Source organism: Nocardia sp. NPDC004068 (assembly GCF_042874315.1).
Lineage (GTDB): Bacteria > Actinomycetota > Actinomycetes > Mycobacteriales > Mycobacteriaceae > Nocardia.
Window position 1 is genome coordinate 58517 of record NZ_JBIAMW010000009.1, and the last position, 16335, is coordinate 74851.

Sequence of the window (16335 nt, forward strand, 5' to 3'; positions counted from 1 at the left end):
CCCTCGTGAGCCGAAGACCGGTTCGCCGCCGCGGTCGAAGAATAGTCGATTCGGGACGCGCCGAGCGGATTTCCACCCGACGCGTCCTCGAATTCGTTCCCCGATCAGGCCGCGCGCGGCAGCGGATCGATCGTCGAATAGCCCCGGGCGTCCCCGGCGATCGGCGTGCTGGGCACGCCGTCCACGCCGACCGGGATGTCGCCCGCGAGGGTGATGCGGGTCAGCTTGCGGTGCTCGCCGCCGTCGTAGTCGTCGATGGCGTAGTGCTGGGTGGCGCGGTTGTCCCAGATGGCGACGTCGCCGAGCGACCAGTTCCAGCGGGTGGTGTGCTCGAGGCGGGTCACCCGATCCTGGAACAGCCGGAACAGCGCCTGCGATTCGCTGCTCGACACGCCGACGATCTGCTTGACGAAATGGCCGAGCAGCAAAGCCTTTTCGCCGGTTTCGGGGTGGACGCGCACGACCGGGTGCTCGGTCTCGAAGTACTCGGACTCGAATTCGCGGCGGTAGGCGCGCTCGTTGTCGCCGGGGCGGTCCTCGGCGGTGGCGGCGTAGTCGTAGATATTGGTGTGCCGCGCGCGCAGGCCCTCGGCGAGCCGCTCGAGCGGTTCGGGCAGCGAGTTGTACGCCGCGACCGTCGAGGCCCAGGTGGTCGAGCCGCCGTAGCTGGGCAGCGTGACCGCGCGCAGGATGGACGCCTTGGGCACCCGGTCGACGAAGGTGACGTCGGTGTGCCAGCTGTTGGCCCGGCCGTGGTGGGAGTCGATCGCCAGGCTCTTGACCCCGTGCGAACGGACGGTGGGATGCGGGGAGGTGGGAGTGCCCAGCAGCCGGGCGAATTCGTACTGCCCGTCCTCGGTGAGGTGGTGCTGGCCCTGGAAGAAGATGACCTTGTGCTCGTTGAGCGCGGCCCGGATCGTCGCCACCGTCTCCGGGTCGAGGTCACCGCCGAGCCGAACCCCCTCGATCCGCGCGCCGATGTGGGTACCGAGTTTGACCACGCGCAGGGCGGTCTCGGTGGCTACTGCGTAATCGACGGACATCGGCGGACCTTTCGCTCGAACTCACGAACGGTCCGACGAAACCACCCGGCGTGCACCGCGAACAGCATTTCGGTCACCCGGATCGAAATGCCCGGTTACCGCGCCCGAGCGAATTGTTGGCATAATCGCCGACAATACGATCGCCTACGGTCAGGACGGTATCTGTGTCGGAATCTCCCGAACTGGCACGCGGAGCCCACGGCAAGGCCATCGCCACGGACGGGCTGCGGCAGGCCATCCGGCGCGGCGAGGTCGTGCCGGGGCAGCGGCTGGTGGAAGCGGATCTGGTCGAGCGGTTCGGCGTCACGCGCGGCAGCGTGCGCTCGGCGATCGACGATCTCATCGCCGAGGGCCTGATCGAGCGCGTGCCCAATCGCGGCGCGCGGGTGCGCGCGGTCAGCCGGGAACAGGCCGTGGAGATCCTCGAATGTCGCCGCGCCCTGGAGGGTTTGATCGCGGCCAAGGCCGCCGAGCACGCCACCGCGGCCGATCTCGCGCGGCTGCGCGAACACGCCGACCTGCTCACCGCCGCGGTGCGCGACAACGAACCGCTGAAGTACTCCGCGCTCAATCACGACCTGCACGCCGCGCTGGCCGAGATCGCCGGGCAGCGCACCGCCGCCGATCTCATCGGGCGGTTGAACACCCAGGTCGTGCGGTTCCAGTTCCAGCTCTCGCTGCGCCCGGGACGACCGCGAGTCTCCCTCGCCGAACACCTCGCCGTGGTCGACGCGGTCGTCGCCCGCGACCCGGTCGCCGCCGAGCGGGCGATGCGCGCGCATCTGGACAGCGTGATCGAGGCCCTGAACGAGGAGAGCGAGGAGAGCTGAGCGCGACCGGGTTTCGTTGCCAAAATTGTTGACAATTTCGCCGACCAACTTCTAGGTTGGAGTCGTGCCGCCGTCGGACGCGGCACCCCGATCCCCGGAAGGTGAGGCGATGGCCGAGAACGCGACCGATTCGCTACTGGTGGTGAGCGCCCACGCGGGCGACTTCGTCTGGCGCGCGGGCGGTGCCATCGCGCTGTCCGCCGCGCGCGGCGAGCGCGTCACCGTGGTGTGCCTGAGCTACGGCGAACGCGGCGAGTCGGCCAAGGCGTGGCGCGAGGGCAAGCGGCTCGACGAGATCAAGGCGCTGCGCCGCGACGAGGCCGCGGCCGCCGCGGACGTGCTCGGCGCGGACATCCGTTTCCTCGACGCGGGCGACTACCCCCTGCTGGAATCCCCGGAACTGGTCGACCGGCTGGTGCGCGTCTACCGCGAGACCGCCCCGACCGTGGTGCTCACCCACACCCTGATCGACCCCTACAACGGCGACCACCCGGCGGCCGCGCGCATGGCGTTGCAGGCGCGCATCCTGGCGCAGGCCGTCGGCTACGACGCGCCCGGCGAACCCCTCGGCGCGCCACCGGTTTTCAGCTTCGAACCGCATCAGTCGGAGATGTCGGAGTTCCGCCCGGACGTGCTGCTCGACATCACCGAGGTGTTCGAGACCAAGCGCAAGGCCATGCGCTGCCTGGGCGCCCAGCAGCACATGTGGACCTACTACGAGGATCTGGCCCAGCGCCGCGGCGTGCAGTACGAACGCAACGCGGGCCCGAACCTCGGACTACTGAGGAACACGCGGGCCGAGGCGTTCGCGCGTCACTTCCCGCACGTGACCACCGCGCTGTCGTGACCGCCCGCGCCGTCGCGGTGCTCGGCCTCGGCGAGGCCGGTGCCGCCTTCGCCCGGGATCTGGTCGCCGCGGGCGCGTCGGTGCGCGGCTATGACCCGAAAGTGCCCGCGCCCGAAGGTGTTTCGCAACGATCCGGCGATGCCGACGCGGTCCGCGACGCCGAACTGGTGTTCTCGCTGACCACCGGGGCCGAGGCGGAGGCCGCCGTGACGGCGGCGCTGCCCGCGCTGCGGCCGGGCACGCTGTGGGCCGAGGCCAACACCGTCACCCCGGAGCTGAAAGTCCGTCTGGCGCACCGTCTTCGGGACGCCGGGGTCGAACTGGTCGATGTCGCGATCATGGCCCCCGTCCCCGGCACCGGGCTGCGTACCCCGATGTCGGCCTCCGGTGCCGCGGCCCCGGCTTTCGCGACGATGCTGCGGGAGTTCGGGATCGACGTCGACCTCGTCGACGGCCCCGTCGGCGCGGCGAGTTCGCGCAAACTGTTGCGCAGCGTCGTCTACAAGGGCCTGGCCGCCGCGGTGGTGGAGGCCATGGCCGGGGCCCGCGCCGCCGGGTGCGGCGACTGGTTCCACCACCACCTGACCACCGAATTCGTCCGCTTCGACGCGGCCATGATCGATCGGCTCGTCTCGGGCACCTACGCCCACGCCGCGCGCCGCGCCGAGGAGATGGACGCGGCGGCCGCGCAGCTGACCGGCCTCGGCGTCACCCCGCACATCGCCGCCGCGGCCCGAAACGCCTTGCGCGACATCGTCGAAGCCACCCACCCGAAGGAGTAGCGCCCATGGACACCATCGTCGTCACCGACCCGCCCCGCGCCGCGCTCGCGGACGCCGACCGGCTCGGCGAATACGGCGTGGCGACCGTGCACGAGGCCGCCGGACGCGTCGGATACCTCGGGCCGCGGCTGCGCCCGGCCTGGCCGGGCGCGCGCGTCGGCGGCACCGCGGTCACCGTAATGTGCTGGCCCGGCGACAATCTCATGATCCATGTCGCGGTCGAGCAGTGCCGCCCCGGCGACGTGCTCGTGGTGGCCACCAACTCGCCCTCGACCGACGGCTTGTTCGGGGAGTTGTTCGCCACCGCGCTGCGGCACCGCGGCGTGCGCGGGGTCGTCCTCGGTTGCGGCGTGCGCGATGTCGCCGAACTGCGCGACCTGGGCTTCCCCGCCTGGTCCACGGCCGTGAGCGCGCAGGGGTCGGTCAAGGCCACCGCCGGGGCGGTGAACGTGCCGATCGTGCTGGAGGGCCAGCTGATTCGGCCCGGCGATGTGATCGTGGCCGACGACGACGGCGTGGCGTGCGTCCCGCGCGACCGGGTGCCCGCGGTGCTGACCGCGGCCGCGGCCCGAGTCGCCAAGGAGGAGGCGAGCCGGGCGGCGTTCCGGCGCGGCGAGCTCGGACTCGACCGCTACGGATTGCGTTCGCGCCTGGGCGATCTCGGCATCACCTACGTCTCCTACGAGGACCACGCCGCGAAGGAGCAGGCATGAGTCCGGAGACCGAGGGCGTCCCGTGTGTATGGATGCGGGGCGGAACGTCCAAGGGCGGATTCTTCCTGGCGTCGGATCTGCCCGCCGATCCGGCGGCCCGCGACGATCTGCTGCTGCGCGTCATGGGCACCCCCGACCCGCGCCAGATCGACGGAATGGGCGGGGCGACCTCGCTCACCAGCAAGGTCGCGATCGTCGCGCCGTCGCGGCGATCCGACGCGGACGTGGAGTACCTGTTCCTGCAACTGGGTGTGGACGCCCCGACCGTCTCGGACCGGCAGAACTGCGGCAATATGCTCGCCGGGGTCGGGCCGTTCGCGGTCGAGACCGGACTGGTCACCGCGACCGGCGACAGCGCGAGAGTCCGTATCCACCAGGTCAATTCGAACAGCATCGCCACGGCCGTATTCCCGGTCCGCGACGGCCGCCCGGTCTACTCCGGCGACGCCCGCATCGACGGCGTGCCCGGCACCGCCGCGCCGATCGCACTCACCTTCGCCGACACCGCCGGTTCGGCCACCTCCGGCCTGTACCCCACCGGCCGGGTGCGCGACGAGATCGACGGCCTCGCGGTCACCTGCGTGGACAACGGCATGCCGGTCGTGGTCTCGACCGCCGCGAGTTTCGGGGTGAGCGGATACGAGTCCGCCGCCGAGTTGGCCGAGAACCGGACCCTGCTCGAGCGCGTGGACACGGTGCGGCGCAAGGCCGCCGGGCTCATGGGGTTGGGCGAGGTGTCGGATGCGCCGGTGCCCAAGACGGTGCTGCTGGCTCCCCCGCGCGACGGCGGGCTGGTGTGCGCGCGCTCGTTCATCCCGGTGCGCCCGCACACCGCCCTGGGCGTCTTCGCCGCGATCAGCGCCGCGTCGGCGGTGCTGACCCCCGGCGCGGTCGGCCACGAGTTCCGCGGTGAGCGGGCGGAGCGGCGGGTGGACGTCGAGCACCCGTCCGGGCACCTGCTGGTCGACGTCGATCTGGACATCACCGCCGACCCGCCCGCGGTGCGCTCCGCGGGCGTGCTGCGCACCGCTCGAAAGTTGTTCGCCGGTAAGGCTTTTCCCCGCGCCTGACGCGCCCGACGGTCGAGGAGGACCGCACCCATGGCACCCCGTCACGACATCGCCCATCTCGGGCACGTCCAGCTGCTCACGCCCGATGTGGAGGGCAGCGTGGAGTTCTGCACCGACTTCCTCGGCCTGCGCGTGGTCGGCTCCGACGGCGATGTGGTGTACCTGCACGCCTGGGACGACTACCAGCACCACACGCTGTCGCTGCGGGCGCATCGGCACGCGGGCATCGGCCGCACCCATCTGCGCGCGGCGAGTCCGGAGGCGCTCACCGCGCGGGTGGCCGCGCTCGAGGCCGCCGAACGCGGAATCGGTTGGGCCGACGGCGAACCCGGCTTCGGGCCGACGTATCTGTTCACCGATCCCGACGGGCACGAGTTCGGCCTGTACTACGAGGCCGAGTGGTTCGAGTGCGCCGAGGACATCCGGCCCGCGCTGAAGAACCAGGCCGCGGCCTACCCCGGCAACGGCGTGCCGGTGCGGCGGCTCGACCACGTCAACTTCCTGGGCCGCGTGCCGGTGGACAACCGCGACTTCCTCGTCGACACGCTCGGGGCGATGACCACCGAACAGATCGTGCTCGACGACGGCACGATCGCGGGCGCGTGGACCACCTTCACCAACAAGAGCTACGACCTCGTCTACACCCGCGACAACCTCGGGCTGGCGGGGCGGCTGCACCACATCGCCTTCGCCGCCGACAGCCGCGCCGACATCCTGCGCGCCTGCGACGTCGCCCTCGATCAGGGCGTGTTCATCGAGACGGGACCGCACAAGCACGCCATCCAGCAGACCTTCTTCCTCTACGTGTACGAGCCCGGCGGCAACCGCATCGAGCTGTGCAATCCCGGTGCGCGCCTGATCCTCGCGCCCGATTGGCAGCGCGTGGACTGGACCGAGGCCGAACGGGCCAAGGGACAGGCGTGGGGTCTGCGGACCATCGAGTCGTTCCACACGCACGGCACCCCGACCGCCGCGGAGTTGGCCCGCGAAGCGGACCGCTAGAAAAGAGACACCGGTGTCCCCGACCGTCACCCCCGGCGGCAACTCCGCCATCACCGCCCTGGCGACCCGCGTGATCGCGCTGTGCTGGGCGCTGCTGCCGGAGTCGGTGACCTATCTGCTGGCCAGCGGACGGACCGAGCGGGCCCGCGCCCTGTGCGCGAAATACGGTGTGCCGCTGGGCTTCTACGCGCCCGAGCCGGGTGCTCCCGAACGCCGCGGCAGCGTGCGCGCGCTGTTCGCGCCCGGGATCCGCTCGACCACCCTGCTGTTCTGGATCGCGTCGTTCTTCGGGCTGCTGCTGGTGTACGGGATGAACACCTGGTTGCCCACCATGATGCGCGGGCACGGCTACAACCTGGGTTCGGCGATCAGCTTCCTGCTCGTGATCAACCTGGGCGGCATCGTCGGCATGTTGGTCGCCGGACCGCTGGCCGACCGGTTCGGACCCCAGCGGGTGGCCATGATCTGGTTCGCCATGACGGCGCTCGGCGTGGGGCTGCTGGTGTTCCGTATGCCGCTGGCGGCGACCTACACGGTCGTGTTCGTCACGGGCGGATTCCTGTTCAGCGCACAAACTTTGATCTACGCCTCGACCACGACGCACTACCTGCCCAGCGTCCGGGCGACCGCGCTGGGCTGGGTGTCCTCGGTCGGCCGCTGGGGCTCGATCGTCGGGCCGTGGTTCGGCGGGGTACTGCTCTCGCACGGGTTGACCACGGGCGGCTTCGGGATGTTCGCCGCCGCCGCGGTGATCGCGCTGATCACCCTGTCCTTCGTCCGGCGCGACCCGCGGGTCGAGGCGGTCGCGGCGACCGAAACCGCCGCCGCGACCGGAATTTCCGCACACCCCGCGCAACCGGCCTGAATCCCGATGTGCCGCAATATCATCGAGCCCGCCTATCGGGCCGAGCGCACCTCGCCCGCGTAGTCGGCCGCGCGCGGCTCGCCGATCCGGAACACCTCGGTCGCGTCGGCCGGGGTGGCGGAGGTTCCGGCCGCCGCGAGGGCGGCGAATTTGAAGGCCCGGCCCGCCGCGCTCATCCGATGCCAGACGGGCGCGACGACCTCGTCCAGTTCGGTGGGCAGATCCGCGCCCCACAGCACGACCTCGGACAGCCCGCGGTCCAGGCAGCCGAGCACGCCCGCGCGGACGCGCTCGTCCGCCAGATACGTCGCGGTGTCCACCGCGAGGGTGTGCGGGCGCAATTCGTGCAGCGGCGCGGCGAGGGCCTCGCGCCGGTCGAGCGCGGTCGCGCCGAGCATGTCCAGCGGGCGCGTCGCGGCGTCGCCGTCGACGAGGACGGCGGCCTCCCAGCCCGCGCCCACCCGGTCGAACAGCCAGCCGCCCGCGTGGCGGACGACATCGCCGGGATCCGCCCCGATGACCGCCAAGCGGTAGCGCAGCGGATGCCGCCGGGCGCGAGCCCGCCAGCGACTGGTCGAAGTGAGGTTCCGAACGCCTCGATCATTGGCATCGACGGGTCGTGCAGCCATGGTTTCCATCCCGCTTCTCGACTGTGAAGAAACCGGCAGATCCGACGGCCGCGCGGCTGCTCAGGGCCGATATTCGCAGGTGCCGCGCTGCCCTACGGGGGAACTACCGAACACACGGTAACCCGGTTATCCATCGCTGTGCCGAGAACCGAATTCTGAGTGCATTGTGATCTGGGTCACTCTGGTTCGAAGGCGTAGCCGTAGTCGGGAACCCCGGACCGCACCGCGACCCGGCGCAACACCATGCGCCCGCGGTCGCCGATGCCGACGGTTCCGGGGTCCGCGCCGGTCACCTTCGCCAGCACCCGCACGCCGACGTCGTCGAGTTCGACGATCACCACGGTGTAGGGACTTCGGGAGCCCGGCACGGGAATGCGCACGGTCGTCGCCGCGTAGACCGTGCCCGTGCGCGGCAGCGGAACGAGGGTGTAGTCCGTGCTCAGCGATCCGTCGGAGCCGACCCGGTAGCGCGGCGGGAAGTCGAGATCGGGGCCGTCGCCGTGACGGCCCGCCTCGAGCCGGACCTTGGCCTCGAAGGCCCGCTCGTAGGCGGCCAGCGAGATCGGCAGATCCGCGCCCGGGGTGGTGTCGCCCTCGGGTTCGTCGCGCGCGGGCGGCTCGACGCGATGCAGTTCCACCGGGCCCGGGGTCACCGAAACACCGGACAGGTTGGCCTGTTCCACGCCCACCAGCAGACCGGAGGCGCCGTGTTCGGCCATCGCGGCCGCGGCGAACAGCCCGGCGCTCGCGCCGAGCGTCGGCAGCCGCGGCGGGTCGAGGCACAACCGCGCCGCCTGCCGATTGCCGACACCGGCGACCGCGACCGGGGTGTCGAGCCAGGCCGCCGACAGCGAGGCGAGCAGACCGCGGTGATGCAGCAGCCGGGGATCGCCGTAGTCGTGGACCGCGCCGACCGCGTTGCGGGTGCGCACGGGCAGGCTGCGCGCGACCCGCGCGGCGATGCGAACCTGGAGGCCGACCCGATCCGACACCAGGGCCGCCGCGGCGCCCGCGGGTTCGGTGTCGACGCCGATCACCAGGGTGCGCGGGCGGGCGGAGGTGAGCGCGTCGAGCGCGGCCGGGGCGCCTCCGAGGCGTTCGGTCACCTCGAGTTCCGGGTCCAGGCCGAGACCGGCCAGCAGGACCGCGGCATTGCTCGAATCCACCAGGGCCTGCGGCAGATCGCGGCTCACCAGCACGACGTGTTCGACCGGCAGTCCCGCCGCGAGCGCGGCCCGCCCGGCGGCGACCGCGAGGGTCACCGCGTCCTCGTCGTCCCCCGGCGTGCGGTGGAACCGACCACCCCAGCACGGCAGATAGGTGCCCATCGACGCGACGTACGGCATTGTCGTCACCTCTCCTCGTCGCTCACAACGCCAGGCCCCCGTCCACCGGGATCACCGCGCCGGTCATCGCGCTGTTCTCGGGTCCGGCGAGAAAGGCCAGGACCGTGGCTGTTTCGGCGGGGTCGAGCAGGCGGCCGACGGGCTGTTGCCCGGCGAAGCGGGCCGCGCTCGGCAGGCCGTAGAGCCGGGCGCACTCGTCCAGGAGGGGGGTGTCGGTCGAGCCGGGGCTCACGGCGTTGGCGGTGATCCCGGTGCCGCCGAGTTCGGCGGCGAGGGCCCGGATCAGCCCCGCCACACCGGCTTTCGCGGCGCAGTAGACCGCGAGGCGCGGGAGGCCCTTGGTGGCGGCGGCCGACGCCACGGCCAGGAAGCGGCCCGAGCGGGGTTCGGGGCGGGCCAGCAGGGCGGGGACGGCGGCCCGCGCGAGGTTCACCACACCGCCGAGGCAGACGTCGAGCACCGCGCGCTCCCGATCGAAGGGCATGTCCCACAACGGAACTCCGCCCGCGACGACCCCGGCCGCGCCGATCGCCGCGTCCAGTCCGCCCCAGACCGCCACCGCCTCGGCGACCGCCGCGCGCAGTGCGCCCGGATCGCGGACGTCGGCCACGAACGGGCGCACCGCCCCGACCCGATTCACCCGCCCGCCCGCCTCGGCGGTGACGGCGAGTAGTTCCTTCTTGGCGCCCAGCGCGTACGGCAGCGCCGGATCGTCCTCGGCCACGTCCACGGCCAGCACCGACCAGCCGCTATCGGCCAGCGCGAGCACGGTCGCCGCCCCGATGCCGCGCGCGGCCCCGGTCACCACCGCCACCCGCCGCTGCCCGGAATTCCACGCCACGTCGCGCGCCCGCATGCGGCCTCCCCGGGGTGCGGCTCCGTTTCCGCGGGTGACGGAGCGGAAAGATGATTCTCACTGAACGTTAATGGCATTACATGGCAGGTACAAGTGGCCGCTCCGGTATCGCCAGCACTCAGTATGAGAGTATGATTCTTCCCTGCGGAGATTGTTAATCTCACACCGTGGTCGGGCCGGACCCGTCCGACCTCCGCACGAGCAGCGAGGAGTCCCGTGAACATCGACGACATGATCCTGGTGAGTATCGATGACCACGTGGTCGAGCCGATCCACATGTTCGACGGCCGCGTCCCGGCGAAATGGGCGGACCTGGCTCCCAAGGTCATCGTCGACGACAAGGGCGTCGACCGCTGGGTCTACCGCGGCCGTCCGGTCGGGGTGACGGGCCTGAACGCGGTGGTGTCCTGGCCGCCGGAGGAGTGGGGCTACGACCCCGCGGGCTACGCGGAGATGCGCCCGGGGGTCTACGACGTGCACGAGCGCGTCCGGGACATGAACGCCAACGGCGTGCTGGCCTCGATGTGCTTCCCCACCTTCGCGGGCTTCAGCGCCCGGCACCTGAGCCAGGAGCCCGACGAGATCACCGTCGCGGTCATCCAGGCGTACAACGACTGGCACATCGAGGACTGGGCGGGCGCGTACCCGGGCCGGTTCATCCCGTTGGCCATTCTGCCGCTGTGGGATCCGGCGCTCGCCGTCGCCGAGATCGAGCGCGTCGCGGCCAAGGGCTGCCACTCGGTGAGCATGCCGGAGCTGCCGCATCTCGACGGCCTGCCCAGCTACCACGACATGACCTACTGGGCCCCGGTCCTCCAGGCGTTGCAGGACAACGAGACCGTGATGAACCTGCACATCGGCCAGGGCTTCGGCGTGCTGAAGCTGGCGCCGGACGCCCCCATCGACAATCTCATGGTGCTCGCGCCGAGCGTCTCGCTCATCTCGGCCCAGGATCTGTTGTGGGGACCGGCTTTCCGTCGCTTTCCCGGGCTGAGGGTGTCGTTCTCCGAGGGCGGCGTCGGCTGGATCCCGTTCTTCCTGGATCGCTCGGATCGCCACTACACCAACCAGAAGTGGCTGCGCCGCGACTTCGGCGGCAAGCTGCCCAGCGAGGTGTTCCGCGAGCACGCCATCTCCTGCTACGTCACCGACAAGACGTCGCTGAAGCTGCGCCACGAGATCGGCATCGACAACATCGCGTGGGAATGCGATTACCCGCACTCGGATTCGATCTGGCCGAACGCGCCGGAATTCGTGCTGGCCGAGTTGGCGGCCGCAGGGGCCGACGACACCGATATCGACAAGATCACCTGGCAGAACGCCTGCCGATTCCTGAATTGGGATCCGTTCCAGCACATTTCGCGGGAGCGGGCCACGGTCGGCGCGCTGCGCGAGCAGGCCCGCGACGTCGACACCTCCACCAAGTCGCGCAAGGAGTACGCCGAGCTGTACGCCGCCCGCGCGAGCTGAGGCCGGATTTCCGCCGAGAGCGGTATATGCCACAATGGAAAGGGGCGATCTCTGGAATCTCGGTTGACACCGTACCGTGATGCACGGTGTCACATCATTCTCCGGTACAGTGCCCTCATGTTCTCTTCACGCGACCGAGGACCGAGGCACCCGTGACCAGTCCGAGCGAGGAGCCCGCCTGGAAGCAGCGTGCCGTCGAGCGTTCGCTGCGGACCGCCAAGCGCCGGGCCGAGCAGCGGGTGCAGAAGTTCCTCGACGCCGCGCAGGCGATCATCACCGAGAAGGGGACCACGGACTTCACCGTCCAGGAGGTCGTCGACCGCTCCCGGCAGTCGTTGCGCAGCTTCTATCTGCAATTCGACGGTAAGCACGAGTTGCTGCTCGCCCTGTTCGAGGACGCGCTCGTGCGCACGGCCGAACAGCTGCGCGCGGCGGCCGACAGCAAGAAGAAGCCGCTGGACAAACTCCAGATCACCGTCGAGCTGCTGTTCGAGCTGTGCCGCCCCGATCCGTCCGCGCAGCGTCCGCTGTTCACCGACTTCGCGCCGCAGCTGCTGGTCTCGCATCCGGCTCAGGTGAAGGTCGCGCACGCGCCGCTGTTGGCGTTGTTCACCGAGTTGCTGGAGGAGGCGGTGGCGGCCAAGCAATTACGACCGGGCGTCGAACCGCGCCGCGCGGCGGCGATGGTCATGCAGACCGTCATGTTCATCGCGCAGTCGGCCGGCAGCACCGACGAGCAGACCCAGCATCCGATCACCGCGCCGGAGGTCTGGGACTTCTGCGCGCACGGGATCGCCAAGAGCTGAGAATAGGATTCTCATTTCCTCGATAACTGCGTTATCGTACATCGATGAGCCGGAGGAGTAATCGCGACGCCGCCGCGGTGATCATCGACGAGGTCATCGCGCTCATCGAGGCCGAGGGCTACGACGCGGTGCAGCTGCGCGAGGTGGCCCGGCGGGCCAAGGTCTCGCTGACGACGGTGTACAAGCTCTATCCCACCCGCGACGCGCTCATCCTGGCCGCCATCGAGGAGTGGATGGCTACCAACACCTATCACCCCGCCCCGCCCGCCCCGGATCGGGAGACGTTGCGCGACGGGCTGATTCGGCTGCTGCGCTCGGTCTTCGAACCGTGGGAACGCCACCCGCGGATGCTCGAGGCGCACTATCTGGCCCGCTCGGCCCCGGGCGGTCAGCGCCTGGACAATCAGGGGTTCGCCGCCATCCTGCCCAGCGCCGCCGACCTGCTCGACGATCTGGACCCCGACTACGTCGCCGATGTGGCGCTCGTGCTCACCAATATGACCCACGCCCTGATCGGCCGCTTCGTCGACGGCGCCCTGGCGAGCACCGAGATCCTGCCCGCGCTCGAACGCGTCATCTACCGCCTGACGAGCGATAACGCCGCTCTCGCCGCCCCGCCCGAGGCCGCGCGCGAGCACGGCGCGCACCGGTTCGTGCTGCGCCCGTCGTTCATCTCGCCCTACGAGCCGGGCCGCGAGGAGCCCGAGACCGAGTGATCGCGCACCCACGCGTCGATGAACCGGCAGTTGTCGAAGAACCCCTCGACCATCTGCTGGCACACCGTGTCCTCCACCGCCCGCCCGAACACCGGCAGCTTGGATTCGACGGTCCCGCTCAACGCCAGCGCGCAGGCGTCGTCCCCGCGCGCGCTCAACGCGAACAACGCGTCGACGGTCATGCGCCCCAACTCGATCCAGCCGTGGAACACGCCGGTGGCGGTGGAACCTGCGATCGGATGCCAGGACTCCTCGAAGTCGAAGGTGATCTCCTTGGCGCGTTTGCGCCCGACGCCGCGCGGCAGCAGCGCGCTCGCCACCTCGGTGGACGCGGCGATCGTGACGACGTCACCGGCGGTGCGGAAATCGGTGAGTCGGGTCCGGCCCTCGCCGATCGCGGCGAACCGTTGCTCCCAGTGCGGGCGGCTCACCATCGCCGCGTGCACCGCGGCCATCGGGACGGCGAAGTCGTAGTCCTCGGAAAAGGTCTTGGGCATGTCAACTTCCGATCGTGGTTGGGACGGGGGAACGGGATCGGCGCGCGGGTGACCACCACATGCGCCCGGTGAGCAGGCCGAGCACGGCCGGGACGAGGACGAGCCGCACGATGCTCGCGTCCACGAGCGCGGCCAGGGCGACGCCGATGCCGATCATCTTGGTGGCGGCCACCCGCGACGCGCCGATGGCCAGCAGCACGATGGTCAGGATCACCGCCGCGGAGGTGATGATGCCGCCGGTGCGTTGGATGGCGTTCACGATCGCCGCCCGGTCCGGCGTCCCGGCGCGGTGTTCCTCGGCGAGCCGCGCCAGCACGAAAACGCCGTAGTCCATGGACAATCCGAACGCGATGCAGATGACCAGGATCGGCAGCGTGGAGTCGATGGCGCCGGTCGGGGTGAACCCGAGCAGACCCGACAGGTGACCGTCCTGGAAGATCAACACGATCGCGCCCAGCGTCGCGGTCAGGCTCAGCCCGTTGACCACCACCGACACCGCCGCCAGCAGCACACTGCCGGTGAGCAGATACACCGCGATCAGGGCCACGATCGCGACGACCCCGATCGCGGGCCCGGCGAGCCGCCCGATGGCGGCCTTGGTGTCGAGCAGCGTCGCGATCTCCCCGCCGACCCGAATGCCATGCGCGCGAGCGGCTTTCTGAACCTGCGCGACCACGGCCTGCCCCGCCGCGGAGGTCGGTTCGATGCCCTTGTCGGGCATGATCAGCAGCGCGCCGGGCCGGGTCATGCGGGTGGTGCGCGGATCGGTCAGCAGCGGCGGCGCGGCCACCTGCGCGACGCCGTGGATCGCCGCCAATTCGGTTCCGAGAGCGCGGATTTCGCCGGGTTCGCGGTCGTCGGGGATCACCAGATAGGCGATGGGCAGGGCGCTGGCCTGGAAATCCTCGCGCAACGCGTCGTGGGTGGCGCGAATCGCCGAACCCGGTGGCAGCTGGCGGTCGTCGACGGTGCCGTAGGTGACCGAGGCGAACGGCGCGGCCAGCGCCAGCAGCACCCCGGCGGTGACGATCGCGAAGGTCCACGGCCGCGCCAGCACCACCCGCGTCCAGTGCGCCCACCGCTCCGATCCCGCCGCGGCGGCCCGCCCCGACCGCCCGATCCGGTTGCCGAGCAACCGGAGCGCGGCGGGCAGGCACACCACCACCGCGACGGTCGAGATCGCCACGACGACGATTCCGGCATAGGCGAACGAGCGCAGGAAGTACATCGGGAACAGCAGCAGCACCGCGAGCACGGCGGTGATGGTGGCCGCGGAGAACACCACGGTCCGCCCGGCGGTGGCGACGGTGGCGCGCACGGCGGCGTCCACGTCGTCGGTGTCGGCCAGCTCCTCGCGGAAGCGGCGCACCATCAGCAGCGCGTAGTCCACCGCCAGCCCCAAACCCACCGCGGTGGTGAGGTTCTGGGAGAACACCGACACATCGGTGAGGTGGCCGAGCAGCCGCAGGATCGAGTTGGTGGTGACGATGGAGAACAGCCCGACCGCGATCGGCAGCAGCGCCGCGGTCACCCCGCCGAACACGGCCAGCAGCACGATCAGCATGAGCGGCAGCGCGATGAGTTCGGCCCGCAGCAGATCGGCCTTGATGGTGGACTGCACCTCGGCCCGGACGACGGCCGGACCACCCAGCCGCACGGTGATTCCGGGCCCCGCGTCGGGCAGGTGCCCGCGCACCGCGGCGAGGGTCTTGTCCTGCGCGCCCTCGTCGCCGCGGATGTGGGCGATCACCAGGGCCTCGGTGTGATCGGCCGAGCGCAGCGCGGGAAGCGGTGCGGTCCAAGCGGATACGACGCCACCGAGGCCGTCCTCGGCGGCGAGCCGATCGGTCAGCCGACGACCGAATTCGGCGACCTCGGGATCGTCGACCCCCTTGGGCGAGGACACCAGCAGGAACAGATTGGGGTCGGCCTGCGGGGCGATCTCGCTGATCGCCCGCGCGGCCAGCGCGGAGTCCGCGCCGGGATCGGACGCGCCGCCCGCCAATCGCCGGTCGCCGACGGTGAATTCGACGGTCAGCGCGAGCAGGAACAGCACCAGGGTGGTGACGAGCACGAACCGGGTGCGCGGTCGGGTCAGCATCGGGTGCTCCCGTTCGTGGCGGCGGTGTCGGCGACGCGCAGCGCCGCGGCGACGACGGCCGCCGGGTCGGCGGCGAGATACAGGTGCGAGCCCGCGAACACGGTGGTGCCCAACGGTATTCGGCTGAATCGCTCCCATCCGGCCGCGGCGGACGGAGCGCACACCGGGTCGGCGTCGGCGACGAAACAGGCCAGGGGCACGTCGATCGGCTCCCCGCGCGGGATCTCGTAGCGGTCCAGCAGCCGCAGATCCGCGCGCAGCGTCCGCAGGAACATCGGACCCAGTTCGGGATCGGTCAACAGCCGCTGCTCGGCCTCCGACAGCCCGTCCAGCCGGGCCACCAGTTCCCGGTCCCCGAGGGTGTCGGCCCCGACGGGGCGGCGCAGCCCGGGCGCGGGAGCGGCGGACAGAACCAGTGCCTCCCAAGGGCTTTCGCGATCGGCGCGCACGGTCTCGAAGGCCGTGAAGCCGCCCATGCTGTGCCCGAACAGCACGGTCGGCAGCGGCGGCAGCGCCCGCAGCGCGGCGGCGATCGCGCCGCCGAGTTCGGCGATCGAGTCCGGCATCGGCTCGCGCAACCGTTCCTGCCGGGCGGGGTACTGGATCAGGCACAGTTCGGTGCCGGGATCGACGTGGTCGGCCCACGACCGGTAGAACCCGGCCGACGCCCCCGCGTGCGGGAAGCACACGAGGCGGCGGGTGGGCGCGGCGGCCTCGATCAGGCGGTACCAGGGTGTGCGCATCGGTGCTCGCTTCCGTCGG

At 71.0% G+C, this 16335-nt stretch carries 17 protein-coding genes; 10 read left to right on the top strand and 7 right to left on the bottom strand.

Features of this window, described 5'->3' with window-relative positions:
• Nucleotides 1-104 precede the first annotated feature (104 nt).
• Entirely contained in the window at nt 105-1043 is a 939-nt protein-coding gene (locus ACFYTQ_RS23035; RefSeq protein WP_387364449.1) for a TauD/TfdA dioxygenase family protein, read from the bottom strand.
• A gap of 164 nt (nt 1044-1207) precedes the next feature.
• Here ACFYTQ_RS23035 and ACFYTQ_RS23040 point away from each other — a divergent pair, with 164 nt between their 5' ends.
• From ACFYTQ_RS23040 to ACFYTQ_RS23070, 7 genes are all read left to right on the top strand, one after another.
• On the top strand, nt 1208-1873 hold the full coding sequence (locus ACFYTQ_RS23040) for a GntR family transcriptional regulator (protein ID WP_387364452.1): 666 nt from the start codon (nt 1208-1210) through the stop codon (nt 1871-1873).
• Between the two features lie 109 nt (nt 1874-1982).
• On the top strand, nt 1983-2720 hold the full coding sequence (locus tag ACFYTQ_RS23045) for a PIG-L deacetylase family protein (RefSeq protein WP_387364455.1): 738 nt from the start codon (nt 1983-1985) through the stop codon (nt 2718-2720).
• Nucleotides 2717-3502, top strand: a complete 786-nt coding sequence (locus ACFYTQ_RS23050; protein WP_387364458.1) for a DUF1932 domain-containing protein — start codon at nt 2717-2719, stop codon at nt 3500-3502. The genes ACFYTQ_RS23045 and ACFYTQ_RS23050 overlap by 4 nt, the downstream gene beginning before the upstream one ends.
• Nucleotides 3503-3507: 5 nt before the next feature.
• On the top strand, nt 3508-4215 hold the full coding sequence (locus ACFYTQ_RS23055) for a 4-carboxy-4-hydroxy-2-oxoadipate aldolase/oxaloacetate decarboxylase (RefSeq protein ID WP_387364461.1): 708 nt from the start codon (nt 3508-3510) through the stop codon (nt 4213-4215).
• Nucleotides 4212-5285 (top strand): 4-oxalomesaconate tautomerase, encoded by a 1074-nt coding sequence (locus ACFYTQ_RS23060; protein WP_387364464.1) that lies wholly within the window; start codon nt 4212-4214, stop codon nt 5283-5285. The genes ACFYTQ_RS23055 and ACFYTQ_RS23060 overlap by 4 nt, the downstream gene beginning before the upstream one ends.
• 30 nt (nt 5286-5315) lie before the next feature.
• Complete coding sequence (locus tag ACFYTQ_RS23065; RefSeq protein ID WP_387364467.1) at nt 5316-6287, top strand: VOC family protein; 972 nt, start codon at nt 5316-5318, stop codon at nt 6285-6287.
• A gap of 13 nt (nt 6288-6300) precedes the next feature.
• A complete protein-coding gene (locus tag ACFYTQ_RS23070) occupies nt 6301-7152 on the top strand; it encodes an MFS transporter (protein ID WP_387364470.1) in 852 nt (283 codons plus the stop codon).
• A gap of 32 nt (nt 7153-7184) precedes the next feature.
• Here the strand turns inward: ACFYTQ_RS23070 and ACFYTQ_RS23075 are convergent, their stop codons facing one another.
• From ACFYTQ_RS23075 to ACFYTQ_RS23085, 3 genes are all read right to left on the bottom strand, one after another.
• Nucleotides 7185-7781: a hypothetical protein gene (locus tag ACFYTQ_RS23075; RefSeq protein ID WP_387364473.1), complete on the bottom strand. Its 597-nt coding sequence runs from the start codon at nt 7779-7781 to the stop codon at nt 7185-7187.
• Nucleotides 7782-7957: 176 nt separating this feature from the next.
• On the bottom strand, nt 7958-9127 hold the full coding sequence (locus ACFYTQ_RS23080) for a Zn-ribbon domain-containing OB-fold protein (RefSeq protein ID WP_387364475.1): 1170 nt from the start codon (nt 9125-9127) through the stop codon (nt 7958-7960).
• A 22-nt stretch (nt 9128-9149) separates the two neighbouring features.
• On the bottom strand, nt 9150-9983 hold the full coding sequence (locus tag ACFYTQ_RS23085) for a mycofactocin-coupled SDR family oxidoreductase (protein ID WP_387364478.1): 834 nt from the start codon (nt 9981-9983) through the stop codon (nt 9150-9152).
• 216 nt (nt 9984-10199) lie between these two features.
• Between ACFYTQ_RS23085 and ACFYTQ_RS23090 the strand changes: the two genes are divergently transcribed.
• The 3 genes from ACFYTQ_RS23090 (at nt 10200) to ACFYTQ_RS23100 (ending at nt 12975) form a co-directional block, all read left to right on the top strand.
• Nucleotides 10200-11453 (top strand): amidohydrolase family protein, encoded by a 1254-nt coding sequence (locus ACFYTQ_RS23090; RefSeq protein ID WP_387364481.1) that lies wholly within the window; start codon nt 10200-10202, stop codon nt 11451-11453.
• Between the two features lie 86 nt (nt 11454-11539).
• Nucleotides 11540-12259, top strand: a complete 720-nt coding sequence (locus ACFYTQ_RS23095) for a TetR/AcrR family transcriptional regulator (protein WP_387364484.1) — start codon at nt 11540-11542, stop codon at nt 12257-12259.
• Nucleotides 12260-12303: 44 nt separating this feature from the next.
• Nucleotides 12304-12975 (top strand): TetR family transcriptional regulator, encoded by a 672-nt coding sequence (locus ACFYTQ_RS23100; protein WP_387364487.1) that lies wholly within the window; start codon nt 12304-12306, stop codon nt 12973-12975.
• Here ACFYTQ_RS23100 and ACFYTQ_RS23105 read toward each other — a convergent pair.
• Genes ACFYTQ_RS23105 through ACFYTQ_RS23115 form a run of 3 tightly spaced genes read right to left on the bottom strand, consistent with a single transcriptional unit; the run spans nt 12939 to nt 16316 of the window.
• Nucleotides 12939-13472: a DUF2505 domain-containing protein gene (locus ACFYTQ_RS23105; RefSeq protein ID WP_387364490.1), complete on the bottom strand. Its 534-nt coding sequence runs from the start codon at nt 13470-13472 to the stop codon at nt 12939-12941. The genes ACFYTQ_RS23100 and ACFYTQ_RS23105 overlap by 37 nt on opposite strands.
• Nucleotide 13473: 1 nt before the next feature.
• Nucleotides 13474-15573, bottom strand: coding sequence for an MMPL family transporter (locus ACFYTQ_RS23110; protein ID WP_387364493.1), 2100 nt, complete (start codon nt 15571-15573; stop codon nt 13474-13476).
• A complete protein-coding gene (locus ACFYTQ_RS23115) occupies nt 15567-16316 on the bottom strand; it encodes a thioesterase II family protein (RefSeq protein WP_387364496.1) in 750 nt (249 codons plus the stop codon). Before ACFYTQ_RS23115 ends, ACFYTQ_RS23110 begins: the two co-directional genes overlap by 7 nt.
• Nucleotides 16317-16335 lie beyond the last annotated feature (19 nt).